The organism is Leuconostoc sp. DB-1 (assembly GCF_013414845.1).
Taxonomy (GTDB): domain Bacteria; phylum Bacillota; class Bacilli; order Lactobacillales; family Lactobacillaceae; genus Leuconostoc; species Leuconostoc mesenteroides.
Genome location: NZ_JABFNJ010000001.1, coordinates 249,808 through 275,595 on the forward strand (window position 1 = coordinate 249,808; position 25,788 = coordinate 275,595).

Genomic DNA, 25,788 nt, shown 5'->3' on the forward strand with positions numbered 1-25,788 from the left:
ATGGGGTATTTTTTAATTAAGATTTTGGGAGCTGACAAACTTGACAGACAAGGTATAATGAAAACATGTTAGCAAATACAACACAACATATCGAACAAAAATTAATTTTATTACCCAGTGAGCCTGGTTCATATCAGATGAAAGACCAGAATGGCAAAATTATTTATGTTGGTAAGGCAAAAAATCTAAAAAATCGTGTTCGTTCATACTTTAAGCAAGATCATGACGGAAAGACAGCCGAATTAGTATCCAAAATAGTTGATTTTGATTTCATCGTGACAAATTCTGATAAAGAAGCTTTTTTGTTAGAAAACGAATTGATCAAGAAGTATAAACCATACTACAATATTCGTTTGAAGTATGGTACAGGATATCCTTATATCAAGATTACAAAAGAACGTAATCCAAAAATGGCTTTAGTCAATGAGGTAAAAAAAGACGGTGGTTTTTATTTTGGACCATACCCAAACGTCTATGCTGCCCAAGAAACGCTAAGGTTTCTAGAGAAGAACTATCCATTGCGCCGCTGTAACGGACCACAAGGTAGACCGTGCTTGTACTATAATATGGGTCAATGTCTGGGCGCTTGTTTCCGTGATGTTCCTGTTCAAGAATACAATGATCAGATCAGCCGCATCAAAAAGTTTCTTGATGGTGATACAAAGATTGTCAAGAAACAAATAGCTGAAAAAATGCAAGTTGCAGCATCGTCATTGGAATTCGAACGGGCTGCAGATTTACGTGATCAGTTAAAGTATATCGACGAAACTGTTGAGAGCCAACGTGTGCTATCAAAAGACACTACACCAAGAGACCTATTCAATTATTATATGGATAAGGGCTGGATGACCGTTGAGGTATTCTTTCTACGGCAAGCCCGTTTGATTCGTCAATTTAAGCGAACGTTTTCCATTGTTGGTGAGGCTGATGAAGAAGTTTCCAGTTTTATTCAGCAATTTTATTCGCAAAAAAACATTCAAAAGCCACGCGAAGTTTTGGTACCAAAAGGTATTGATACAAAAGCACTTTCTGCTGTTCTAGAGGTTCCAGTTAGAATTCCTGTGCGTGGTGAAAAACGGGAGTTACTTGATTTAGCTGCTAAAAATGCTCGTATTGTGTTAGAGGAAAAATTCCGACTAATGCAATTGAATGAGCGAAAAACGACTGGGGCAATGAAGGAAATTACTGATGCACTTCAAATACCTATGGGTCATCGAATTGAAGCATTCGATCACTCTCATACACAAGGAGTTGAGATTGTCAGTGCCATGGTTGTTTTTGACGATGGGATCCCTAATAAAACAGAGTACCGTAAATATAAAATTAAATCGACAGATCATGCAAATGAATGGGCAGAAACGCAAGAGGTTATTCGTCGCAGATATTCTCGTCTATTAAAGGAAGACGGCGATTTTCCTGATTTAATTTTAATGGATGGCGGCGAAATTCAATTGCATGCGGCGCAAGAAGTGTTAGAGGATGAGCTTGGGTTAACAAATATACCAATTGCCGCAATGGTTAAAAATGATAAGCATAAGACGGCTGATCTAATCGATGGTGTGACTAATCAGATAGTTACTCTTGACAAACAGTCAGAGGGTTTCTTTTTAATACAACGCGTACAAGAAGAGGTACACCGATTTGCTATTAGTTTTCATCGTCAGTTACGTTCAAAAAACTCACTTGCTTCACGTTTAGACACGATACAAGGTGTTGGTCCGAAAACAAGACAAAAGCTTTTGCGAGAGTTTGGGTCGTTACCCAAAATTACCGCAGCAAGTGTTAGCGACTTAGTTGACATTGGTATTAATGAAAAATTAGCACGTGTGATTCATTTGTCGCTCTCGGCAGGTGATAATAGCTAAGATGGCTTATATATGTTAAACTAGAGTGTTAATTATTCGCAAGCTCTTCGTTGTAGAGCAGTAAAGGAGAAAAGGCGCCGCAGGATAGTCAGCTAAACGATTAAGTTAAATGTTAATTTTTTGGTTTACAAGCAAAGAATATATCTGCTCGCGCTCTATATAGATATGGCATTCGTAGATCAAGCACAAATAGAAGTAAAGGCCGGAAAAGGCGGTGACGGTATTGTTTCATTCCGTCATGAAAAATTCGTAGCAATGGGTGGACCTTTTGGTGGTGATGGTGGTCATGGTGGCTCAATCATCTTTAAAGTAGATGAAGGCCTGCGCACACTAATGGATTTTCGTTATAATCGGCATTTTAAAGCTCAACCAGGTGGCAATGGTGGCACGAAAGGGATGACCGGTGCTTCAGCTGATAACCGTGTCGTTAAGGTGCCACAAGGTACCACCGTTAGCGACGCTGATACAGGTGAAGTATTGGCTGACATGCTTGAAAACGGCCAAGAACTTGTGGTCGCTAAAGGTGGGCGTGGTGGACGTGGAAATATTCATTTTGCTACGCCAGCAAACCCAGCGCCAGAATTGTCAGAAAACGGTGAACCTGGCCAAATTAGGAATCTAAAGCTAGAGCTTAAGGTACTGGCTGATGTTGGTTTAGTTGGATTTCCTTCTGCCGGTAAATCAACGCTCCTGTCAGTTGTTTCAAATGCTAAACCAAAAGTAGCGGCTTATCATTTTACAACATTATCACCAAACATTGGTATGGTTCGTCTAGACGACGATCGTGATTTTGTTATGGCTGACTTGCCAGGATTAATTGAAGGGGCTTCTCAAGGTATCGGGCTGGGGTTCCAATTCTTACGTCATGTGGAACGAACTAAAGTTATTCTGCATCTAGTTGACATGTCAGGTATTGAGGGAACAGATCCCTACACACAATATCGTAAAATACTAGATGAGCTACAACAATATGATGAAACGATTTTAAACCGACCACAAATTGTTGTACCAACTAAGATGGACATGCCTGACTCTGAAGAAAATCTTGCCAAGTTTAGGGAAGAAGTTGCTACTGATTCTGGGTTACCCATCCAACCAGAAATTGTACCAATATCATCAATCACACGTGATGGTGTCAAGGACTTAATGCGTTTAACAGCAGATATGTTAGCTACAGCACCCGCGCCTGAAAGTTATCGACCAGAGACCAAAAATGATACATCTGAAAAGAGCTACACGTTCAAACCGGAAACACATGATTTCACAGTCGAGTGGATTGCGGATGAAGAACGTTGGTTGCTTAGCGGTGCTGAAATCGAGAAGTTATTCTTAATGACTAATATTCAGCGTGACGCAACAATTATGCGATTTGCTCGTCAACTACGTCATATGGGCGTTGATGATAAACTTCGTGAAGCTGGAGCTAAAGATGGTGACGATGTTCGCATCAATAATTCCGACTTCGTATTTGAATTTAGTGAATAAAATATTCTCAAAAAGGTTTGTCAACAAGACGAACCTTTTTTTTACAATTTTTAAAGAGCTATATCTGTTCTTGTGAAAATAATACCTTGTTGTATAAGCGATCTTCACAATTTTAAGGCTACTCAAATTTAATCAAGAGTGCTATGATGAAAATACTAAGATAAGGTGAGGCAAATGAATCATGGCAAATAAAAAATATGGTGCAGATATTGTTACTGATAGTTTAGTCAATCATGGCGTTGATTTAGTTTTTGGAATTCCAGGTGCTAAAATTGATCGTTTATTCGAAACATTAGAACATCCAGCCGAAGGTCAAAGAGTACCTAAATTAGTTGTTGCACGTCACGAACAAAATGCAGCTTTTATGGCACAAGCATTTGCTCGTATAACAGGAAAAACAGGTGTTGTTATTGCCACCTCAGGTCCTGGGGTCGGCAACTTAGCTACTGGATTAATGACAGCAACCGCTGAAAGCGATCCTATTGTAGCCATTGGTGGTCAAGTACCGAGAAATGATTTATATCGTTTGACTCATCAATCAACAAATTCAGTTGCATTGTTTAGTCCGATCACAAACCTCGCTTCAGAAATTCAAGATCCAAATAATATTTCAGAAATTATTGCTAATGCTTTTGCAGCCGCTAATGGCGCTAAAAAAGGTGCGACTTTTGTTTCATTGCCACAAGATGTAGACGATGCACAAGTAACTATTGAAGCACTTCCTAAAATTACCCCTGCACAGCAAGGCGCAGCCGCTATTAAGGATATTGATTGGTTAGCTGAACAAATTAAGGCTGCAAAATTACCGGTGTTGCTTGTGGGATCACGTGGATCTGATGATGCTACCGTTACTGCACTACACCAATTACTGAAACAAACAACTTTTCCAGTCGTTGAAACTTTCCAAGGCGCTGGTGTAATTTCACGTGAATTAGAACCGGAAACATTTTTCGGCCGTATTGGCCTATTCCGTAATCAAACTGGCGACAAACTGCTAAAGCAATCTGATTTAGTGATTACATTGGGTTATGACGCGATTGAATATGAGCCACGTAACTGGAACAAAGAAAACAATCTGAACATTGTCGCTTTGGATACAACACAGGTTCAAATTGATAATAATTTTGTACCGCAACGGCAGTTGGTCGGGGACTTAGCACAGAGCCTACGTTTGTTGATAGAACGTCTTAACGGATATGAACTGCCAACCACTAGCAAAGAAGTGCTAAAAAAATTGAAAGCAGATCTACGAGCATCTGACGAACCTTCTTATACCCCAGCACAAGGAAATTTGAACCATCCGTTGGATGTTATTAAGTCGATTCAAGCCCATGTGACAGATGATATGACAGTATCAACAGACATCGGTTCACACTATATTTGGATGGCACGTCATTTCAAGTCTTATGTTGCGCGTCACTACCTTATCTCTAATGGCATGCAAACACTTGGGGTAGGGTTACCTTGGGCTTTAGCGGCAGCAATGGTTCGTCCTAATGCCAAATCGGTATCAGTATCTGGTGATGGTGGTTTCTTCTTCTCAGCGATGGAATTAGAAACAGCAGTACGTTTAGGATTAAATACAGTCCACATCGTTTGGAATGATAATGCATATTACGATATGGTCAAGTTCCAAGAGGAAATGAAATACAACGGCCAGTCAGCAGGGGTTAAGTTTGGTAACATTGAATTGGTTAAGTATGCTGAAAGTTTTGGGGCCAAAGGCTTACGCGTTGAAACACCAGATGACCTTGATACTGTGCTAGACGAGGCATTTTCAACACAAGGACCTGTTGTTGTTGATATTCCGGTAGATTATTCACATAACTATGAGCTTGGTTCACAATTGATTGGTTCTGAAGGATAACATTATTACTAAGTTTTATAATTAAAAAGGAACAGGCGCAACATTAGCCTGTTCCTTTTTCTATATGTTAAACTGGTTTTTCTATAGTTCGTGTTAATAGGATGCTTTCAAAGACCACAAATACAAGTAACTGAGGCCAAAAGGTAAGGCCTAGAATATTGTTTGTAAAGGTATTAGTGAGTACGAAAGTGCAGCCGATATAACAAAAATAGTATAGCGACAATAATTTATAGGGGACACTAGAATTATTTGTTAAACGAGGCAACTGAAGTAAATAAATTAATGCAATTAGGGTTGTAATGATTATCATAAATCGGAATCTTATACTACTTTGGGGATGAAAATACCAAAAATCAACATGACCTATAATTGCGATAAAAATAATGAAAAATAGATCATAAAGTCTTTTTGACCTTGGTCGGCCACCATCCCAATTATCTAATAGATTATTAAACATACGTAAACCTCTAACCTAGTGTATCACTTATTCGAAGTTTGGGCAGGATGCAGGAACTTATGCCCAATCACCTGAACGGAATACTGGTACAACCTCACCATCTTGAGTGACACCATCAATGTCCATATCATTTGATCCAATCATAAAGTCAACATGTTCATCTGAAATATTCCATCCGCGCTTCGCTAAATTCTCTGGTTTTTCTGTTTTTCCACCTGAAATATTAGAAGCATAAGCAGCACCGATGGCCAAATGATCGGAAGCATTTTCATCAAAGAGGGTATTGTAGAATAAAATACCACTTTGTGCAATTGGTGAAGGGTCGGGTACTAGAGAAACTTCACCTAGTGATTTAGACCCTTCGTCAGTATTGATGATTTTTTCTAATACATCTAATCCAGAAGTAGCTTGTGCTTTGACAATGCGACCGTCTTCAAAATCTAATTCAATATTTTCAATGACATTACCTTGATAAGACAGTGGAAGCGTTGCTGCCACATGACCATGGATATTACGGTTATCTGGTGCTGTAAAGACTTCCTCAGTCGGCATGTTTGGAATGAAGATGTTGCCGGCTTTATCTTGGGAGTAAGCAGCCTCCCAGACATGACCTTCAGCTAATCCAATTGTGAAAGCCGATTTTGCGTTTTTGTAATGTAGTTCTTTGAAATTTTGTTCGTTTAACCAATCGGCTTTGTTTTTGAGTTTGTTGATGTGTAGATCCCAGTTATCCACTGCATCACTATCATCATCAATACGCACATCTTTGAGAATTTCTTCCCACAAGCGGTTCACTGCATCTTGTCCTTTTAAATCTGGGAATACTTTTTCTGCCCATTCTTGACCAGCTGCTGCCACAACAAGCCATGAGATATCATCTTTCATCGTTGCTTCACGAACGCGGAATAATGCTTTTTGATTGGCTTTTGTCAATGTAGCTAATCTTTCTGCATCAACGTCAGCCAAACCATCAGGATCCTGTGAAATTAATGAAATGCGGGAGGCGTATTTGTCCATTAATTCATTTGCTTTAGTTACCTGATAATTTGGTACTTCCTTCAGACGGTCTAGCGACGTATGATTTAGAAATTCTTTGGCGATCGTTTGATCTGACCATTCCATAACAACCTCGTGAGCACCTGCTTTATAAGCTTCGGCAACAATTTTACGAGCAAAATAAGCTTCGTCAACTGCTGCGTAAAGGATTATTGTTTGTCCTGGTTGGACGTTAACCCCTTTTTTTACGATGAGTTCAGCGTACTTGTTGAGTTTTGTTTCTAAAGACATGTTTTCTCTCCGTATGAGTAAATTTAGTTTGTCTGTCAATTTTCCCATTAATGCACCATGTTAGCAAGTTTTTTGTTATTGATTTATCATTTTCGTAAGGCATGTTAATAGGCGTAAGTATCTATTTTCTTGTATAATAATAGTATGGAAAATGTATTTGCAAGTGCCTCACAATATAAAACTAAAAAATTACTAACATTTACTTCTTGGCTATTGATTCTGTCTGGTATTGTTTGTTCATTTACTGTCTGGGTTTTTGCGAAACCAGTGGTGACACAAACAAATACAATTCCTAGCGGCTTTTCAGTGCAGGGTGTGTCAATTAACCAAACATCTAACTATGTTGATTTTAATAATCTAGCAAGTAATGGTGTGAGCTTTGTTTATATGCGCACGACATCTGGTAGTTCGGTCATGTATGGTGGTTATAAATCGAGTTTTTCCCGCGCTAAATCAGCCCATTTGAAAGTTGGGACCATTCATGTTTATGATGCGAGCGTCACAGCAGCGACACAAGCACAATACTATATTGACAATGTGGGAAACAATATTGGTGAGCTGCCAATTGCAATTTCAGTGACGGCTGATCAGATTAGTACGGCAACATCCAAGCAACGTTTAGCATCGCTAGTCCAAATACTAGCTTCGCACTATAATCATGACATGATTATTTATACAACACCAAATGTTCAAAAGAAGTTGTCGTCCACAATTTCCAAAACAAAATATTGGTTGATTGAAGACAATACAAAAAATACAGACAGCAAGAACTTATTTATTCAATATGATGAAGATCAAACAATTGGATCAGGGTTGAAGGCAATTAAAATGCCAACGACAGTGTTTAATGGCACGCAAAAAAAATTTGAGGTGTACAAATGATTAAATTGGGTATTATTGGTACAAGCTGGATCACGGCAATGTTCATTGATGCAGCAATAAAAACAAAAGCGTATGATTTAACAACAGTCTATTCACGTTCACAAGCTAGTGGTGAAAAATTTTTAGCATCATTAGACCTTGATACAGACAATGTTGATGTAGTTACTACTTTAAGTGATTTATATCAAAATATTGATGTGGTTTATATAGCGTCACCGAACGCTTTGCATTTTGAACAGGCTAAGGTAGCCATTCAGTCCGGCGTTCACGTGATTGTTGAAAAACCTTCGTTTAGTAACCCAACAGAGTTTGAAAAAATAGAATCTCTGCTAGCAACACATCCAGATGTGCGTTTATTTGAGGCTGCTCGCCATGTTCATCAACCAAATTTCAAGGCCATTCAGGAAACAGTCGCTAAGATGGATCAGTTACAAGGGGCAACGCTAGTTTATCAAAAGTACTCATCCCGTTATGATGCTTACTTAGCTGGGCAGGAGCCAAATGTTCTGACGAGAGAGTTCAGTGCTGGTGCGTTATATGATTTGGGCGTCTATCCAATATACGCAGCGTTGGCTGTTTATGGTGCGCCTAATGCCGTACAGTATTTACCTAGACTATTACGCAACGGGGCCGATGGTAGTGGTGTAGCCAATCTATTTTACGACAATTTTAATGTAACTGTTATCTTCGGTAAAACTTCAAATTCGTATTTACCAAGCGAGTTTTATGGATTAAAGGATACAATTAGTGTCAGCAATATTGCAGAGCTTGAAAAGGTTACTTATTATGATGGTGAAGGAAACAATAATCATTTAGGAGATGTACCCGAAGAAAATCCCATGATTCGTGAGAGTCAGGATTTTGCAAATATTATTAACGACCCAACTAAAAATCACGCTGAATATAGTCAGTGGTTTCAGTTGGCGAAGCAAGTGAACCAGACATTGTTTGACTTGCGTCAGTCTGCAGGCATTGAGTTTCCTGCAGATATAAAGGAATAAAATGAAACCTGAACTTTTAGAAAAATTTAACGCCTCTTTTGATACACCAACGCCTATACAAAGTGCTGTTTGGCAACGCTTGACGGATGGCGATTCAATATTTGGTTTAGCACCAACTGGAACTGGTAAGACATTAGCTTTTGTATTACCAGTTTTATCTCGTATTGACACGAACTTGAAACGTACACAAGTATTGATCCTAGCGCCCAGCCAAGAATTGGCCATGCAAACAACACAGGTCGCTCGAGAATGGGGGAATGTTGTTGGTGCAAGTGTAGCTAGTTTAATTGGTGGCGCAAATGGCCGTCGACAAGCTGATAAAATCAAGAAAGACAAGCCGCACATTGTAGTTGGCACTTTGGGTCGTGTGCTGACAATGGTAGACGGTGGCGTACTAAAATTAGATCATATTGCAACCGTTATTTTTGATGAGGCTGATGCAATGTTAACTGAGGAACGTCATGACAGTTTACAGGAGCTAGCAGATAAGTTGCCTTCACATATTCAATTAGGATTGTTTTCAGCAACTTCTGGTGTGGATCTAAACTATGTCAGTGACACGTTTGAACAAAAAGTGCATCCGATTTCTGTAGGAACAGATGCGCCGGTATCTATTAAGCATGAATTCCAGTACGTGGATCAACGTGCAAAAGAAAAAGTATTAATACAATTAGCCCGAAATAATCAACAGGCTTTGGTATTCTTTAATACAATCAGTGCTTTAGTGAATATGCAAGCTACCTTGCGACACGCTCATGTGAGTGTTATGAGCATCGGTAGTAATGACAAGCGCCAAGTGCAACGTGCAGACGCTTTGCGTTTATTCAAAAAAGGTGAAGTAACTTTATTGTTAGTAACTGATGTTGCGGCGCGAGGATTAGATATTGAAGATCTGCCATTAGTAGTGAACGCACAATTGCCACAACGTAAGAAAGCCTATGTCCACAGGACGGGACGAACAGGACGTATGGGAAAAATAGGTCGTGTATTGAATCTTGGTAACGATCATGACATTCGTGACCTGAAAAGAGAATTAGGGGATAGCTTTAATCTAGACAAAGCAGAAAACTTGTTTGAAAAAAGTATAAAGTCCCAAGAAAAGACTGTCACAAAAGATACAAACACAAATAATGTTTCATCTGTCTCTAAAGCCAAAAAGTCTTCAAGTGCCGCTCCTTTGGTAACAAAAAAAGAAGTTATAGTTGAGCCTACCACAAAAGTTAAAAATAAGAAACGTGCAAAAAGTTCCAAAGATAAGGGAAAACCAAAGTGGGCTAAGAACGGGAAAACGAAGTGATTGGGTTAGCTTGATACTTGGTTATTTGCGTGACAATATGATATAAAGTTAAAAGCGCACACAATATTTGATTGGGTGCGCTTTAGTGCCTGTGTGTTAAAATAATGTAATATAGAAATAATGCAAGGCAAATTTATAAAATCAAGCTATAAAACAATTAGTCTTGTTTTACAAGACAGCAGGAGGGAAGATGCCAGAACTACCAGAAGTTGAAACAGTCAGACGTGGGCTTGAAAAACTAATTATTGGCAGCAAAATTATTGATGTACAGTTACCTTACCCAAAAGTTATTACTGGTGATGGGCAGCAGTTCATCACCGGTGTCATGAACACAGAATTTAAACAAATTGATCGTCGTGGTAAATATTTATTACTACGTTTAGCGAATAATCATACGATTGTTTCGCACTTACGAATGGAAGGGCAATATTCAGTAGAGTCCCTTGAGACGGTCCCTTATAAACATACAGAGATTGTCTTTGAATTATCTGATAAGCGAGCTTTGTTTTACAATGACACGAGACGCTTTGGGCGCATGGCGTTGACCACAACTGGTTTTGAAAACACAGAAGTGCCTTCGTTGTCCAAATTAGGACCAGAACCGACAGAGGAGCAGCTGACTTTATCTTATATGAAGGCCATTTTTTCAAAGTCTAGAAGGCCTGTTAAAACATTTTTATTGGATCAAACACAAATAGCTGGTATTGGTAATATTTATGCTGATGAGGTTCTGTGGCAAAGCAAAATTCATCCCAAAACGCCGGCCAATGTACTAGATGAAGTTCAACTGAGTGTTCTTAGAGCAAACATCATTTCAGAAATTAAACGAGCGATTAAGCATCACGGTACAACAGTGCATAGTTTTAGTAATGTTTTTGGTGAGGTGGGCAAGTTTCAAAATGAATTACAGGCTTATGGGCATGCTGGCGAACCATGTTTACGTTGCAATACGCCAATGGTTAAAATAAAAGTTGGTCAACGTGGCACGACATTTTGTCCATTTTGTCAAGTGGAGAAGGATTAATATGAATCAAGAACCAATAAGTATTATTGACGTCAAACGCGACGCAAAGAAATTGATGAAGGGTCGACTAGGAACAGCTATCAAAATTAATATTATCGCGATTATTGTGACAGTGACGACCTTATCAATGATGACTTTCACAGTGTATGCGATGATCAAAGACACCAATCTAATGTCTAGCGCTGATGTTTCTTCAACAACAGCATCTCCGGGTCTGAATCCGAGCGAAGTAATTGTTTCAGTATTGCAAGATGCAGCTGGGCTAACATTTATGTGGTCTGTTTCTTGGACAATTATTGATTGGTTTAATAATCCTAAAAAGAATCCAACATTCATTCAAACTTTTCAAATATTTAATAATGGTAAATTTCCGCAAAGTCTGCTATTAGCCGTCGTGCAGTCCATGTTGACTTTCCTTTGGACGATGCTGTTTACAATTCCCGGATTGATTAAGCATTATTCCTACGCTCAAACGTATTTTAGTTATAAACTAGATTTGGATGCTGGAAAACAAGCCAATGCATTGACAGATTATATTACGCGTAGCCGAAAAATAATGAATGGCCGTAAGTGGGAATTATTTTTATTAGACTTGAGTTTTATTGGTTGGCATTTATTAGGAATATTGACAGCTGGCTTGGCTTACATTTATGTTATTCCTTATCTGAATGCTACTAAGGTAGCTTATTCACGTCGGTTATTTAAGCTAAATAATGAAGTAAGCGAGGAACAGTAAATGTTGACAATTGGTTTAACAGGTGGAATTGCTACAGGGAAATCAACAGTTAGCGCTTTGTTGCGTCAAGCAGGTTTTCCAATTGTTGACGCAGATATAGTGGCTCGTGAAGTTGTTGAGCCAGGAACACCAACGCTTGAGAAAATTAAATTAGCGTTTGGTCCAGGGATAATTGACAATGGCGTATTAGATCGACGTAAGCTTGGTCAAATTGTCTTTGAAGATGGTGCCCAATTAAAAAAATTAAATGATATTATGCAACCAGCCATTAGCAGTGCTATGGCAGATAAAATTAATTTTTGGCGTTTACAAAATGTGCCAATATTAGTCCTGGATGTGCCATTGTTATTTGAACGAGACTATGATAAAAATAAGTTAGTGGACAAAATAATTGTTGTTACTGCTAGCGAAGAAATTCAATTATCTCGTTTGGAAAATCGTGATCAACTTAGTAATATGGAGGCACGTAATCGTGTAAAGGCACAGTTACCTATGTCGCAGAAAATTGCGAGAGCTGATTATGTTATAGACAATAATGGCCGTATCGAAGAGCTACAGAAACAAGTTACAGTTTTAATCAAAAAAATAAAGGAGATCGCGTCAACGCATGATGCAAAATGATGGCACAATTGAGTTTCACGCTAAGGCTGGTGTTTTTGTGCAGTCAAACACACCAATCACATTGACTGATTTAGATCGTGCTTTTGATTTATACACGCCGTTTATTGGTGCAACTGGATATGCATTGTACCATATGTTGGTAAGAGAATTACCCTACAATACACGACTAGATGCACGTGAAGATCATAATTTTATTTTAGATAGTCTGAATGTCAGTTTACCCGATTTTGTTAAGGTTCGTCGTCGTTTAGAAGCGGTTGGCCTATTGACGACACTCTATACGGAAGATGCTTTGGGAGAAATTTATACGTATCAATTATTTGCTCCGCTTGACGTTGACAGTTTTTTCAAAGAAAAATTATTGGCCGGACTATTGTTTAAATATGTTGGGGAAGAACGTTATTTAACACTCCAGAAACGATATGCTACACAAGGACAACCAAACGTGAAGGGGGATAATATATCCGCCAAGTTTTTACAGGTCTTCAAGCACGATACAGCTACCTCATTACCAACAGTTGAAGTAAAAGCAAGTCATGGCAAAATTGAAATAGAAGATGACTTTAATTTTGAAAACTTTACCGGCTTAGTGAGAGGTACAACAATAGAAAAGTTAGCACAACATCGTGATTTCTTAGTATCGATGCACGTGATTTACGGTGTTGATGAGGTGACGCTGGCTGGCTATACCTCCCAGGCAATATCATTAGATACGCATGATGTTGACGAAAAGATTTTGCAGCAAGTTATGCGTCAGAATCGTACAACCGTCGTTGCAGAGCCGGTGGTCTCACAGCCAGTACAACAAAACCGTTCCAGAGAAATGTTACAATTAGTTCAAGATGCAAAAACATTAGCGCCTAATGCCTTTATTGAAGATGTTAAGTTTAAAAAAGGTGGCGGATTTGTGACACGAAATGAATATTATTTCATCAGTAAAATGATCAAAGATGTGCGCCTCAAAGCAGAGGTTGTCAACATGTTGGTTTGGTACGAGTTGGGTAAACGAAATCGTGATACTGTCAATGTTGATACAGCGGAAACAATTGCTAATTCATGGTTGAAAATGCATGTGAATTCGGCTGAAGCAGCACTAGATGCAATTGAAAAATATCAACCTAGTCGCCCTACAAAGCGAAACTATACCAAAAAAGTGACGCGTGTCGAACCAAAAATGCCTTCTGATACTTCCCAAAATAAGCCAGCAACTTCTGTGGATGAAGTAGCGGAAGCCTTAGCTGAACTAAAAAAGTTGAATATTAAGACTAAGAATTGAGATTAATATGCAGAATTTATCTGAAGTACTCAAGCAATTTCAGCAACAATATGCTAATAAAGCTAATTTATCGGATATTATTGAATCCATTGGAAAGGATCAAGATATACGTTCTTTTTGGAATGAGCATCAAGATGAATTGAACTCAGATGCTTTTCAACTTAAAATGGGTGATCTGTATGAGTACATTCAACAAAAGAAAAGAATTGCAGCTGGGGGAAAAGTTCTCTATCCAGGATATTATCCACAGTTAACGATTGAAAAAGGTTATCCAATAGTTCATTATGTTGCTGATGAAAAAACACGCAAACAATTAATGCAACGTGAAAAACTGACTTTGTACAAAATGCCAAAATCTGTTCGTTCAGCAGATTGGAGCACTATCGGGCAGGAAATCATTGATCATGCCCAAGAGGAACAGGGTAAAACGGAAGCATTTGTTTCGCTCAATAAAATTCTAAAAAACTTAACTAGTACGGTCCAAAACAACTTTGTTCAAGGTATTTATTTATACGGTGATTTTGGCGTAGGTAAAACATATATGATGGGGGCTCTTGCTAACGCATTGGCCGTTAATAACATAGGCGTTATGTTATTACATTTCCCTTCATTTATTAGTGATTTGAAGGCAACATTTGATCATAAAAATGAATCTTTGGATGAATTATTAAGTAAGGCAAAAAGTGTTTCTGTGTTAATTCTTGACGATGTTGGCGCAGATACGTTGACAGCGTGGAGCCGAGATTCGATTCTTGGTATTATTTTGGAATACCGTATGCAAAATGAGTTAACAACTTTTTTTACCTCTAATTTTGATGCGAATGGGTTTGAACAATATCTGTCGCAAACTAGGGAAGGTAATGAACCTATTAAAGCTGCTAGACTCATGCAAAGAGTGAAGTTTCTAGCTAAGCCGGTCCAAATGACAGGAAAAAATAAACGGTTAGAAAATTGATATTCCTAAAAAAAACAAAAAATTATTGGTTTGTGGCCATTGCCGTAATTGCTGCTTGGTTTCTATTGAGATCTGATTCATTTTTGTATCAAGAGCCAGTAGGGCAGGTTACGCATGTCAAAGTTCAGTCCAAACAAAAAACGACAGATGAGCATAATAATACAGATAATATTTATCATCAACAATTAACGGTTAAACTGTTAAACAGAAACAAAATCATTAAGTTGACAAATCAATACACCGATTCGCAAACTGTGACACATAAGTACAAAGTTGGAGACCAGCTATTATTAACAGGGCATGCGGGACATTCTCGCATTATATCTCTTAAACGTGACGCAGTCATCGGATCTTTAGTTGTTTTACTATTAGGGCTGTTATTGATTTACGGAAAATGGCGTGCGACGTCATGGCTAACCCTCAGCCTTGTCGCTAATGTGATTCTTTTTGCAATTGCATTATATATAGATGTTCATCTTAAAAATCCGAATGTCATTTTGATTTTTAGTATTTTAGCTATCGTTGTAGCCTCACTGAGTTTGGTATTAGTATTGGGCAGAACCCTTCAGATGGTGGTTACGCTTTTGGCAACTCTTTTATCAACGGTCCTTACGATGTTCATCATGTTTGCTGCCCTTAAAATTACAGGTAATGAAGGTGTTCATTTTGAAACAATGTCGTATGTAACGCAAGTGCCAGTGACTTTGTTTATCGCCCAAACGATTATTGGTGTTCTAGGAGCGGTTATGGATGAAGCTGCAGATATTGTTGCTGCGTTATTTGGTCTGCGTCGTGAAAAAATCGAGCGACACTTCAAGGATTATTGGCATGCGGGAATGAATGTTGGGCGCGATATTATGGGTACATTAATTAATGTACTATTCATGATTTTCATTGCGGAAACAATGCCGATGGTTTTTTTGATGCTACGAAATGGCAATAATTGGCCCTATATACTTGACCAAATTATGAACCTAGGTATTTTACAGACAGTTATTTCTGGAATCGGCATTGTATTAGCTGTCCCTGTCACTAGTGCTTTGGTTGGCTGGATTGCTGAGCGATACAAGGTGGTGGACTAATGAATGCAATTGGATTATTAATAATTATTTTATTTATTTTAATGGTATTTGTTGGCGGTGTTCAGGGAATGAAAGCTTTTGTAGGCTTGGTGTTGAACTTTATCGTCATTTTCATTTTAATGATTTTAATCAATTGGCAATTTAATGCTTACATTGTTACGGCTTTAATGAGTGTCATTATTTTGGCTCTTGCAATTTATTTAGGTGCAGAAAATCAATTTGTGACTAATACAGCTTTTAAGACAAGCTTAATAGTTGTGTCAATTTTGATGGTAGTGGCGATTTTGGTTCAGCATTTAGGCCAGTTTCAAGGATTTGCAACCGAAAATTCGGAAGAACTGGAAGGCTTATCGTTGAATGTCGGTCTTCCTTTCACAAAGGTCGCTGTAATTGTAATGGTTATATCCATTTTAGGGGCTGTTGCTGAAGCCGCAATGGCTATTGTGGCGGACTTGAATGAGGTTATAGAGCGTACACCAAATTTGAGCAAAAAAAGTCTATATGCGCATGCACATATTATCGGTGGGCAAATATTAGGTACAGCTATTAACACACTTTTCTTTGGGGTTTTAGGGGCCAATTTACCGCTTTTAATCTGGTTTATTCGCTTACGGTATTCAATCGCAATGTTTTTTAATGCAAAGTTATTAATGATGGAAGTTGTTACAATGTTGTTGGGTATGCTAGGAATTTTGATGAGTATCTGGGTAGCTAGTCGATTAGTTGTACATGGATATGTAAAAATACAAAGCAAAAATATGAGAAAAGGAGAATGAAGTCCACTTCTAAGACTTCATTATTAAAAATTAATTCATTATGAAAGAAACTTTTGATTTAATTGAACGAATCACACGTAATGACGGCAGTTCTTATTTTGAGCTAGGAAACATCCCTCATAATGGTCGTGCTGAGTATGCGGCTGAACACGGGTTTATTCAAAGTGTTCAGATTTTGAAAGTGAACATACCACGCTCCACTCACGTAGAAAAAGTGGAAGAGTATATTAATTCACACTATAAACTATTGCCTTTGGAATATGATGGCTGGGAAGAATGGGTTAAGACACCTGAAATTGAAGAAGAGTTACAAAGAATACTTTTGGATAATCGGTTGGGCTAACTGAAAACCGTGTTTAAAGACCGATTAGTAACAATGTATATGAAAAGTAACCAAAATGTTGTAATTTTGATCAATTTTATATATAATTAAGAGCGTTGTTGTTTGATGTGACAACGCAAATAAGTTTGGTAGTGTAGCCAAGTGGTAAGGCAACGGTCTGCAAAACCGTGATCGCCGGTTCGACTCCGGTTACTACCTTCTAAATATGATAAACGCTGTAAAATTTTATGGATGCTAGTTTAATTGAACAAGCTGACATTATAATTTTAGCAGTGTTTTTTATATAAGAAATAGTTATGATTGAAGATTTTGCCTGCAAGCGAATAAAAAGCTATTTGGTGAAAAAATAGATAACATGAAAAATATTGTTGATGTCTTTCAACCATTGAATTGATGTTAGCGTTTGACGAGCAAATACAGGCAGACACTGCCAACTATTTTTTTTAAAATGAAGTCAAGAAATGATATAGATAGCATTGCTCTGCTGTTGCTGTTGCCACGCTATCGGTACTTTTTTATATGTTATAATATTCAAGATGATAACCCTAAATGACAATGTGAATATTTTGCCAGGTGTAGGTCCTAAGCGCTTAGATGCGTTACATGAAATTGGTATTTTTACCATTGAGGATTTAATCAATTATTTTCCATTCCGTTATGAAGACTTAGGAGAACGGCTACCCTCTGAAACATTGGATGGAGAAAAGGCTACTTTTAAGGGAATTGTGAGTACACCCGCTGTTGTGACTCGTTTTGGCAAACGATCTCAAACACGTTTTGGACTAATGATAGAGCATGAAAATGTACGTGTATCATTCTTTAATCAGCCATGGATTGCTCAAAATGTCGAGGTCGGCCAAGAAGTTGCTGTTTATGGTACTTATGATGCTGCTAAAGCGTCCTTGACAGGAATGAAAGTGATCTCCAAGGCTTCCAATGAACTTGACCCAATTTACCCTTCGTCAAAACAAATAAGCGCTAAAACAATACGTCATTTGATAGAAATTGCGTGGGCCGATGTACGTGGTACAGTTGGCTCGTTAGTGCCCGATAAAATTCGTCAAAAATACCGTTTACTAGACAGAAATACGCAAATTGAAAATATGCATTTTCCCGCTGACATGGAGCAAGCTAAATTAGCACGCCGAAGTATAGCTTTTGAGGAATTTTTTATATTTCAAATGAGATTACAATTGCTCAAATTAGCTGATAAGAACTTTTCCGGTGAAGGTATTAATTATGATAGTAAAGCGCTAAACAAATTTGAAGCTGGCTTACCTTTCACATTGACGGGGGCACAACAAAAAGTTGTTTCTGAAATTTTGACAGATCAAAAACGTCCAGTTCACATGAACCGCTTATTACAAGGTGATGTAGGTTCTGGTAAAACGGTAGTTGCAGCAATTGCATTATATGCTGTTGTCACCGCAGGAATGCAAGCTGCATTGATGGCGCCGACTGAAATTTTGGCTCAGCAACACGCCATTAATTTAGCTTTAATGTTTGAAAAATCAGGCGTTGACATTCGCATTGAACTATTGACCAGTGGTATGAAAGCTGCAGCTCGACGTCAACTATTAGAAGATTTAGCTGACGGAACAATAGATATCTTAGTTGGCACACATGCGTTGTTACAACCGGATGTAATGTTTCATCACCTAGGTTTAGCAGTGATTGACGAACAACATCGATTTGGTGTCAATCAACGTGCAAAATTACGTGAAAATGGTGTGAATCCTGATATACTAGCAATGACGGCCACGCCAATTCCTCGTACCTTATCTATCACTGCCTATGGAGAAATGGATGTATCAATAATTGATCAACTACCCAATGGTCGCAAGCAAATTCAGACACGAAAGATTAGTCATAATCAAATTGACTCGGCAATTAATTTTCTTAAACAACAACTCTCAGAGGGCGCGCAAGCATATGTTGTGACGCCTCTGATTGAAGAGTCAGAAGCATTAGATGTGCAGAATGCGCAAGCAATGTATGAAGCATTACAACTTGAACTGCCAAATGACACAATTGGCTTACTTCATGGTCGGCTCTCGAACGACGAAAAAAAAGCTTTGATGGCCGACTTTAAAAGAAACAAAATTCAGGTTTTAGTTTCTACTACAGTCATTGAAGTGGGTGTTGATGTACCCAATGCTAGTATCATGTTAATTATGGACGCAGATCGATTTGGATTGGCACAATTACACCAATTGCGCGGTCGAGTTGGTCGTGGTACGAGACAATCGTACACGATTTTAGTCGCAGATCCAAAGACCGATTATGGCCGTGCTAGGCTTGATGCAATGGTTGAGACAACAGATGGTTTTCTCTTAGCGCAAAAAGACCTAGAACTACGCGGTTCTGGCGATATATTAGGAACCAAACAGTCTGGTGTACCAGAATTTGCCGTTGGGGATCCGATTAAAGACTTGAAAATGATGGAAGTCGCTCAGCAAGAAGCAATTAGTATGGTTAGTACTGACGATTGGGATAAATCCTCTGAAAATCAGGAACTAGTGGATTACTTATCAAGAACAATGGCGCATTATCGGCACTTAGATTAAGCAGTGTTGGCGTAAGAATAGAGATTAAAAATGGAAAGGAACGTGTTCAGCTAATATTAGTTGACACATTTAAAAAATATGAAAATCGCAATAGATGCAATGGGTGGCGATTACGCACCGATGGAAATAGTCAAGGGTGTAGAAATAGCTCGTGATCGTTATCCAGATATTGAATTTTTACTCTTTGGAACAAGTGAACAGGTTAAGCCACTTGTAAAGGATTGGTCACATATTACCTTAATTCCCACAACTGAAGTTATTGAGATGGGTGATGAGCCGGTTAAAGCAATGCGACGTAAAAAAGACTCATCAATGGTTCGTGCCGCAAATGCCGTTAAAGCTGGCGATGCCGATGCTTTATTTAGTGCTGGAAATACAGGGGCCCTACTATCAAGTGCTATTTTCTTGATTGGTCGTATCAAAGGTGTTGACCGTCCAGCTTTGGCCACCGCTTTACCAAGCTTTGCTGGTGAAAATGATCAATTTGTATTTATGGATTTGGGTGCAAATGCTGAAAGTAAAGCCTCACATTTATATCAATACGGAATATTAGGGAGCTTTTATGCTTCTCATGTTTTAGGAATTAATGATGCACGAGTGCGTTTATTGAACAATGGCGCAGAAGAGGATAAAGGGGATGAGGTTCATAAAATAGCGCATCAGCTGATGAAAAACTCACAATCTTTTAATTTTTTGGGTAATGTTGAGGCACGTGAATTATTAGAAGGAACTGCAGACGTAGTGGTAGCTGATGGCTTTTCGGGTAATGCAGCATTGAAAGCAACGGAAGGCACTGCATTGATGATGTTGAAGCAAATTAAGCAGGCTATTATGCAAACAGGGCTTCGTGGTAAGATGGGCGGTCTCTTGTTAAAGCCAGCTTTCAAAGATATTCAAAAGAAGTTGGACTATAATGAAGCTGGTGGTGCAGTAATCTTAGGTGTTAATGCGCCTGTCGTTAAAACGCATGGTTCTGCCAAAGCTAATGCAGTTGCTAATACAATGGGACAGATTAAAAAAATGATTGAAAAAAATCTAGTACCAGATATTCGAACATACATTGCAGACCATAAGGATGAGTTGCAAGCTGCGAAGAATGAATTGCAGTCACAAATTAGTGAATAAGTTATGGTATAATAGTTCTTTAGATTAAAGATTCTGGGAGTAATTACTGATGGCAATGGAAAAAGAAGCAATTTATAATATGATGGCGGATGAAATTGCAGAACGATTTAATGTGAAAAGAGATACCATTACGCCGGATTTGAATTTTTTGACAGATATCGATGCGGATTCTATCGACTTTGTTGAGCTGGTATTAGAAGTAGAAGATATGTTTAATGTCGAAATTTCTGATGATGATGCTGAAAATTTGGTTACGTTGCAACAGACAGTCGACTACATTGTTGAACACCAAAATTAAATGTTTAAATACTTTGTGTCATTCATTGGACTAACAAACATTTACAATATAGATACGTTTTAATGATTGCAGGCATTGTACTGAATCATGATATATTTTTGTTAAAGTAAGTCCTCACAAGTTGTTATTTGTTTGGGGACTTTTTGTATGGTTGGCCAAAATATTAATTGAAACGATGTGTTAAAATGACAGATAACGAATTACAAAATCTTGTTGAGAAAATATCATTTGATAGTTTTGATCGTCCATTTCAACATCATGCAACATTCAATAGCCATCTACGAACAACAGGTGGTCGCTATCTTTTGAAAACACATGATTTAGAATTCAATCCTAAAATGGTTACATTAGAAGACTTTAACAAAATTATCAAGCATGAATTGGTACACTATCATCTACATTTAAGTCATCAAGGGTATCAACACAAGGATAGCGATTTTAAACAATTATTAGTGCGTGTGGGCGGTATTCGATATGCACCTGATATTGGTGAAAGACAATCACCTAAGTGTCAGTGGTTATATCGTTGTGAAAATGGGCATGATATTATTCGAAAACGCCGATTTCAAACTGAACGCTATCGATGTGGTCAGTGTCAAGCACGGATAAAATTTATTGGTAAATTATCGAATAAATAAACTGTTTTGTTATAATGAATGTACAAACACAATTGGAGATTATAATGATAAAATTGATTCTTTCAGATTTAGATGAAACGTTGCTCGATGATGATGGTACGATTAATTCTCAAAATGTCACTGCTGTTCAAAAATTTGTGAAAAATGGCAGCTATTTTGTTCCTAATACTGGGCGTTCTTATAAGTCTGTTTTTGGTACATTAAAGGATCTAGGCTTAAACAAGCAAAACAAACAGTACGTGGTTTCATACAACGGTGGTGCAATCGTGGAAATCCATGAAGATGGTGGCGAAAAGATTATTGTCCAACACGGCATGGATTTGGAATTAGCCAAGAAAATTTTCTCTCTTGGCCAGATTCAGGCGGACATTGATACACACATCTACACGATAGATACACTATTCATTTATAATATTTCAAAAAATGATGAACAATACATGAGAGAACGTAGTGTGCCATATCAAGAAATGGCCGACGATAAGTTAGATTTTCTTTCGAATGAAAAAACGATAATGAAAGTTATTTTTGAACATCGTGATCCAGATGTATTACAAAAAATTGCTGACACGGTTAATGCTCAGCTTGCTGATAGGGTATTGACAACATTCAGTTCCAATCGTTATGTTGAGTTCAATCCCAAGGGGAGTGACAAGGGTTCTGCCGGATTAGAATTAGCTGACATGCTGGGAATATCACGAAACGAAGTTGCTGCGTTGGGTGATAATTTGAATGATGCAGCTCAAATCAAAGCCGCAGGCGTAGGTGTTGCCGTGGCAAATGCTAAACCGGAAATTAAAGAAATGGCTGACTTGGTATTGTCAAAAACAAATAATGAAGGCGCGGTTGCGGAATTCATTAATGAACATACAGGAAAATAAATGGGTAATTTAATTACGAGAATCATACTGTCGGTTGTTAGTTTCGCACTTTTTGTCCTAATATTCTTGTTGAGTGACCAACAAAACTGGCCATTATGGGTAACGATAACGCTTGTTGCTGTTTTGTTCATCGTGTTTAACATTTGTTTTGTATGGCTGTATTGGCAAAAGAAAAAGCGCACACTGGATGAGGATGACGATGCTTGAAACGACAAATGAAGTAAGACCAAAATCTTTACTGCTTAGAATAATCAATGTTGTTTTTACGCTATTTTTAATAGTTGTGGCACCCATCCCTTTGGTCCTTGCTACAAAAACAGATAATATATTTTTACAAATATTGTGTGCCGCAACAATGTTCATTTTTTATATAGGCATTGGGTTCTATGCTTATAGACTACTAAGAAAAAATGTATCTGGCCCAGTCTTTACCAAACCAGATATTCGAAACTGGCGAGGCCTCTGGTGGCTAGTAGGTATGTGGTTTGTTATGATAGCCATCGAGATGATACTAGCTCAATTACGGGTTCAACTAACAGGGGTTACCACAACCGAAAATCAAGAGGCTATTAATGAGCTAACTTCAAATTTAAATGTGACAATGGTTGCTATGGTAATTTATGGTACGTTTTTGGCACCTGTAGTTGAAGAATTAGTTTTTCGTGGGCTTATTTTAAATTATTTTTTCCGCAAAAGTTGGTGGTGGGCAAATATTATTTTGTCGGGGGCAGTTTTTGCACTGCCACACATGGATACGATTCCCACTAATCTCGCCGACACCTTAAGTTATGTGATATACGCTAGCATGGGGATGGTGCTCGCCTACATTTACAAAAAAACTGGTGATTTGAAAAATAGTATTGCCGTTCATATGTTGAATAATGGTATAACAATGATACCATTGCTAGTTGTAGCAATTATGAATGCTATATAATAAAAGACCAATGACTTAAGTCATTGGTCTTTTATTTATTTCAGAATTGTAGTAGTTCTTTGGTTGTGTGCGTATAAGGAATGAAACCTTCTTTACTCATATAACCACTATCTTCAATACGGACACCAGCAACACCTGGAACGTAGATACCAGGTTCAATAGAAAAGACCATGCCTTCTTCAAGAATCATATCATTTCCCGCCATGATTGAAGGAAACTCATGTACTGATGAGCCTAAGCCATGTCCGAGTCGATGATTAAAATATTGACCATAGCCAGCTTTTGTAATGATATTTCGTGCGATGTCATCCAGTTCGCTGGCTGTCATACCAATTTTAGCTTGTGATTGGGCCGTGAGTTGTGCTTCGAGCGTAATAGCATGTATTTTTTTGGCTTCGTCGCTCACGTTTCCAAAAGCTACTGTCCTTGTGGCATCTGAGGCATATCCTTCAGTCATCGTTCCTAAATCAAACAACGCCATTTCACCAGTATTGAGTGTATTTGTTGATGTTGAACCATGTGGGTCAGCGGCGTGGGCCCCAAATTGAACTAGCGTTTCAAAACTCATGCTAGCTACGCCTGCTTTTTTGAGTTCATATTCTAATTCAGCGGCAACGGCTAACTCTGATATACCAATCTCTAGAGCGTTAAAGCCAATCTCAAAGGCGCGATCCGCATCACGACCAGCGGCCTTCATATGTGCTATTTCGTCTGGTGTTTTTATTAGGCGAAGTTGATTAATTTGATCTGTAATGTCAATAGAAAACTCTCCGTCAGGAAAGGCGGTTTGCAGTAATTTAAGACGTGCAACTGTTAGATTATCGGCCTCAATGGCAAACTTTTTACCGTTGGTTAATGTTCTAATATGGTTAGTTAATTTTAACCAAGGATTTTCATGGTCTTCATAGCCAAAAGCAGCATAGCGCCAGCCACTTTCTTTCATACTGTTGACTTCCAGTGCCGGTCCAAACAAAAAAGGTTCACTATTTTCCAGTAGAACGAGCGCTAAAACACGTTCTATTGGATCAGATTCAAAACCGCTTAAATAGGCAACACTGTGGTAATTTGTAATGATAGCGCCTGACAACTCTTGTTTGGTCAGCCAGCTAGTTAATGCGCTGATTTTTTCTGCATTCATGACACTAACTCCTGTGAAATTTTATATAAATACATTGTATCACTTTCATCATGATGAATCTTTTCTTGTAACAAAGTGAAACAATGGTGAAAACACTTATAATTAATGTTGTAAGCGTTTGCAATTTGATTCTGATTTGATATAATAGTGTAGATAACTTCTAAAAAAAATAATAATAAATGTATTAAAGAGGAATAAATTATGCAAAAAAAGCAAACGGCTACAATTTATGATGTTGCTAGTCGAGTTGGTGTATCACTAGCAACAGTATCGCGAGTTGTAAATGGCAACAGTAATGTCCGTGAATCTACGAAACGTAAAGTATTGGATGCGATTGAAGAATTAGGTTACCATCCCAATGCTGTAGCACGTGGGCTGGCTTCAAAAAAGACGACTACCATTGGTGTTGTGATGCCAGACGTAACAGACATGTACTATTCAGAACTGGCACGAGGCATTGATGATGTCGCTAATATGTATCATTATGATGTCTTGCTAACAAATACAGATGAAGATCCTGTGCGTGAAACAATGGCTATTAACAATCTTGCCAGCAAGCAAGTTGATGGCATTATTTTTATGGGCAATGAATTGGATCGTGAAGTTTTAAAGACAATCTCCTCTGTTGATGCACCGGTTGTTTTAGCTGGTTCTATTGATGCTGAAAAGGTTTTGCCAAGTGTTAACATTGACTATATTGCAGCTACTAAAGAAGCGGTTGAAATGGTAGTTAAAAATGGACATGAACGTGTAGCGTTAGTTACCGGACCAATGGAATATGCAATTAACAAACAACATCGCTTAGTTGGCTACCAAGCAGGTCTAGAAGCTGCCGGACAAGAGTTTGATGAGGATTTGTTATTTGCCTCTCATCAGGACTATTCTGCTGGCTATCAAATCGCTGATAAAATTTTTGCCACTAATGCAACAGCAGCTATTGTTCATGATGATGAAGTTGCATTAGGAATCATGAATTATATGCGCGATCAAGGGAAGTCAGTTCCTGAAGATTTTGAAATCATCACATCAAATGATACAAAATTTGCAATTGTGACGCGTCCTGCTCTAACATCAATCGGTCAACCTAAGTACGATATTGGTGCAGTCGCAATGCGTATGTTAACTAAATTGATGAATAATGAAGTGGTGGATAACATGCAAGTTACGTTACCACATACATTTGAAAAACGAGGAACAACAATTAATTAAGAAATAATATTGAAATATTTGACATGTTACGTTAATAAAAGTAAAAT

General features: G+C 38.1%; 24 protein-coding genes and 1 tRNA gene. 23 read left to right on the forward strand and 2 right to left on the reverse strand.

Annotated features, from left to right (window positions below; genetic code table 11):
* Nucleotides 1-65 precede the first annotated feature (65 nt).
* The 3 genes from uvrC (at nucleotide 66) to alsS (ending at nucleotide 5,217) form a co-directional block, all read left to right on the forward strand.
* Nucleotides 66-1,865, forward strand: a complete 1,800-nt coding sequence (gene uvrC, locus HFP47_RS01215) for an excinuclease ABC subunit UvrC (protein WP_042250745.1) — start codon at nucleotides 66-68, stop codon at nucleotides 1,863-1,865.
* 165 nt (nucleotides 1,866-2,030) lie between these two features.
* Nucleotides 2,031-3,350: a GTPase ObgE gene (gene obgE, locus HFP47_RS01220; protein ID WP_014324382.1), complete on the forward strand. Its 1,320-nt coding sequence runs from the start codon at nucleotides 2,031-2,033 to the stop codon at nucleotides 3,348-3,350.
* A 181-nt stretch (nucleotides 3,351-3,531) separates the two neighbouring features.
* Nucleotides 3,532-5,217 carry an acetolactate synthase AlsS gene (gene alsS, locus HFP47_RS01225; protein ID WP_179875932.1) on the forward strand — a complete coding sequence of 562 codons (1,686 nt, stop codon included), beginning with the start codon at nucleotides 3,532-3,534 and terminating at the stop codon, nucleotides 5,215-5,217.
* A 514-nt stretch (nucleotides 5,218-5,731) separates the two neighbouring features.
* Here alsS and HFP47_RS01230 read toward each other — a convergent pair.
* The gene (locus HFP47_RS01230) at nucleotides 5,732-6,961 is read right to left on the reverse strand and encodes an aminopeptidase (protein WP_011679355.1); all 1,230 of its coding nucleotides are present in this window, start codon (nucleotides 6,959-6,961) and stop codon (nucleotides 5,732-5,734) included.
* Nucleotides 6,962-7,105: 144 nt separating this feature from the next.
* On the opposite strand from HFP47_RS01230, the gene HFP47_RS01235 reads away from it, so the two are divergent.
* From HFP47_RS01235 to HFP47_RS01325, 19 genes are all read left to right on the forward strand, one after another.
* Entirely contained in the window at nucleotides 7,106-7,843 is a 738-nt protein-coding gene (locus HFP47_RS01235) for a GH25 family lysozyme (protein ID WP_179875933.1), read from the forward strand.
* A complete protein-coding gene (locus HFP47_RS01240) occupies nucleotides 7,840-8,844 on the forward strand; it encodes a Gfo/Idh/MocA family protein (protein WP_084014717.1) in 1,005 nt (334 codons plus the stop codon). Before HFP47_RS01235 ends, HFP47_RS01240 begins: the two co-directional genes overlap by 4 nt.
* 1 nt (nucleotide 8,845) lies before the next feature.
* A complete protein-coding gene (locus HFP47_RS01245) occupies nucleotides 8,846-10,141 on the forward strand; it encodes a DEAD/DEAH box helicase (protein ID WP_179875934.1) in 1,296 nt (431 codons plus the stop codon).
* Between the two features lie 190 nt (nucleotides 10,142-10,331).
* Nucleotides 10,332-11,165, forward strand: a complete 834-nt coding sequence (mutM, locus tag HFP47_RS01250) for a bifunctional DNA-formamidopyrimidine glycosylase/DNA-(apurinic or apyrimidinic site) lyase (RefSeq protein WP_014324388.1) — start codon at nucleotides 10,332-10,334, stop codon at nucleotides 11,163-11,165.
* A gap of 1 nt (nucleotide 11,166) precedes the next feature.
* Nucleotides 11,167-11,901: a DUF975 family protein gene (locus HFP47_RS01255; RefSeq protein ID WP_179875935.1), complete on the forward strand. Its 735-nt coding sequence runs from the start codon at nucleotides 11,167-11,169 to the stop codon at nucleotides 11,899-11,901.
* Nucleotides 11,902-12,522, forward strand: a complete 621-nt coding sequence (gene coaE, locus HFP47_RS01260) for a dephospho-CoA kinase (protein WP_140682454.1) — start codon at nucleotides 11,902-11,904, stop codon at nucleotides 12,520-12,522.
* The gene (locus HFP47_RS01265; protein ID WP_042250718.1) at nucleotides 12,509-13,798 is read left to right on the forward strand and encodes a DnaD domain protein; all 1,290 of its coding nucleotides are present in this window, start codon (nucleotides 12,509-12,511) and stop codon (nucleotides 13,796-13,798) included. Before coaE ends, HFP47_RS01265 begins: the two co-directional genes overlap by 14 nt.
* 7 nt (nucleotides 13,799-13,805) lie before the next feature.
* Nucleotides 13,806-14,753, forward strand: coding sequence for a primosomal protein DnaI (gene dnaI / locus HFP47_RS01270; RefSeq protein WP_179875936.1), 948 nt, complete (start codon nucleotides 13,806-13,808; stop codon nucleotides 14,751-14,753).
* The gene (locus HFP47_RS01275; protein WP_179875937.1) at nucleotides 14,750-15,835 is read left to right on the forward strand and encodes a YibE/F family protein; all 1,086 of its coding nucleotides are present in this window, start codon (nucleotides 14,750-14,752) and stop codon (nucleotides 15,833-15,835) included. Before dnaI ends, HFP47_RS01275 begins: the two co-directional genes overlap by 4 nt.
* On the forward strand, nucleotides 15,835-16,611 hold the full coding sequence (locus HFP47_RS01280) for a YibE/F family protein (RefSeq protein WP_011679365.1): 777 nt from the start codon (nucleotides 15,835-15,837) through the stop codon (nucleotides 16,609-16,611). The genes HFP47_RS01275 and HFP47_RS01280 overlap by 1 nt, the downstream gene beginning before the upstream one ends.
* Before the next feature lie 40 nt (nucleotides 16,612-16,651).
* Nucleotides 16,652-16,954, forward strand: a complete 303-nt coding sequence (locus tag HFP47_RS01285) for a hypothetical protein (protein WP_010289461.1) — start codon at nucleotides 16,652-16,654, stop codon at nucleotides 16,952-16,954.
* Nucleotides 16,955-17,081: 127 nt separating this feature from the next.
* Nucleotides 17,082-17,152 (forward strand) — tRNA-Cys (locus tag HFP47_RS01290).
* 338 nt (nucleotides 17,153-17,490) lie between these two features.
* Nucleotides 17,491-19,521: an ATP-dependent DNA helicase RecG gene (recG, locus tag HFP47_RS01295; protein ID WP_179875938.1), complete on the forward strand. Its 2,031-nt coding sequence runs from the start codon at nucleotides 17,491-17,493 to the stop codon at nucleotides 19,519-19,521.
* Nucleotides 19,522-19,599: 78 nt separating this feature from the next.
* Nucleotides 19,600-20,646 carry a phosphate acyltransferase PlsX gene (gene plsX / locus HFP47_RS01300; protein WP_025267848.1) on the forward strand — a complete coding sequence of 349 codons (1,047 nt, stop codon included), beginning with the start codon at nucleotides 19,600-19,602 and terminating at the stop codon, nucleotides 20,644-20,646.
* Between the two features lie 49 nt (nucleotides 20,647-20,695).
* Nucleotides 20,696-20,944 (forward strand): acyl carrier protein, encoded by a 249-nt coding sequence (acpP, locus tag HFP47_RS01305; RefSeq protein WP_010284595.1) that lies wholly within the window; start codon nucleotides 20,696-20,698, stop codon nucleotides 20,942-20,944.
* 185 nt (nucleotides 20,945-21,129) lie between these two features.
* On the forward strand, nucleotides 21,130-21,582 hold the full coding sequence (locus HFP47_RS01310) for a SprT family protein (RefSeq protein ID WP_179875939.1): 453 nt from the start codon (nucleotides 21,130-21,132) through the stop codon (nucleotides 21,580-21,582).
* A gap of 44 nt (nucleotides 21,583-21,626) precedes the next feature.
* Nucleotides 21,627-22,460, forward strand: coding sequence for a Cof-type HAD-IIB family hydrolase (locus HFP47_RS01315; protein WP_179875940.1), 834 nt, complete (start codon nucleotides 21,627-21,629; stop codon nucleotides 22,458-22,460).
* A complete protein-coding gene (locus tag HFP47_RS01320; RefSeq protein ID WP_011679369.1) occupies nucleotides 22,461-22,667 on the forward strand; it encodes a hypothetical protein in 207 nt (68 codons plus the stop codon).
* The gene (locus HFP47_RS01325; protein ID WP_042250694.1) at nucleotides 22,660-23,394 is read left to right on the forward strand and encodes a CPBP family intramembrane glutamic endopeptidase; all 735 of its coding nucleotides are present in this window, start codon (nucleotides 22,660-22,662) and stop codon (nucleotides 23,392-23,394) included. Before HFP47_RS01320 ends, HFP47_RS01325 begins: the two co-directional genes overlap by 8 nt.
* 40 nt (nucleotides 23,395-23,434) lie before the next feature.
* Here HFP47_RS01325 and HFP47_RS01330 read toward each other — a convergent pair whose 3' ends face one another.
* Nucleotides 23,435-24,532, reverse strand: a complete 1,098-nt coding sequence (locus HFP47_RS01330; protein WP_036090144.1) for an aminopeptidase P family protein — start codon at nucleotides 24,530-24,532, stop codon at nucleotides 23,435-23,437.
* Between the two features lie 201 nt (nucleotides 24,533-24,733).
* Here HFP47_RS01330 and ccpA point away from each other — a divergent pair, with 201 nt between their 5' ends.
* On the forward strand, nucleotides 24,734-25,741 hold the full coding sequence (ccpA, locus tag HFP47_RS01335; protein WP_011679371.1) for a catabolite control protein A: 1,008 nt from the start codon (nucleotides 24,734-24,736) through the stop codon (nucleotides 25,739-25,741).
* The last annotated feature ends 47 nt before the right edge of the window (nucleotides 25,742-25,788 follow it).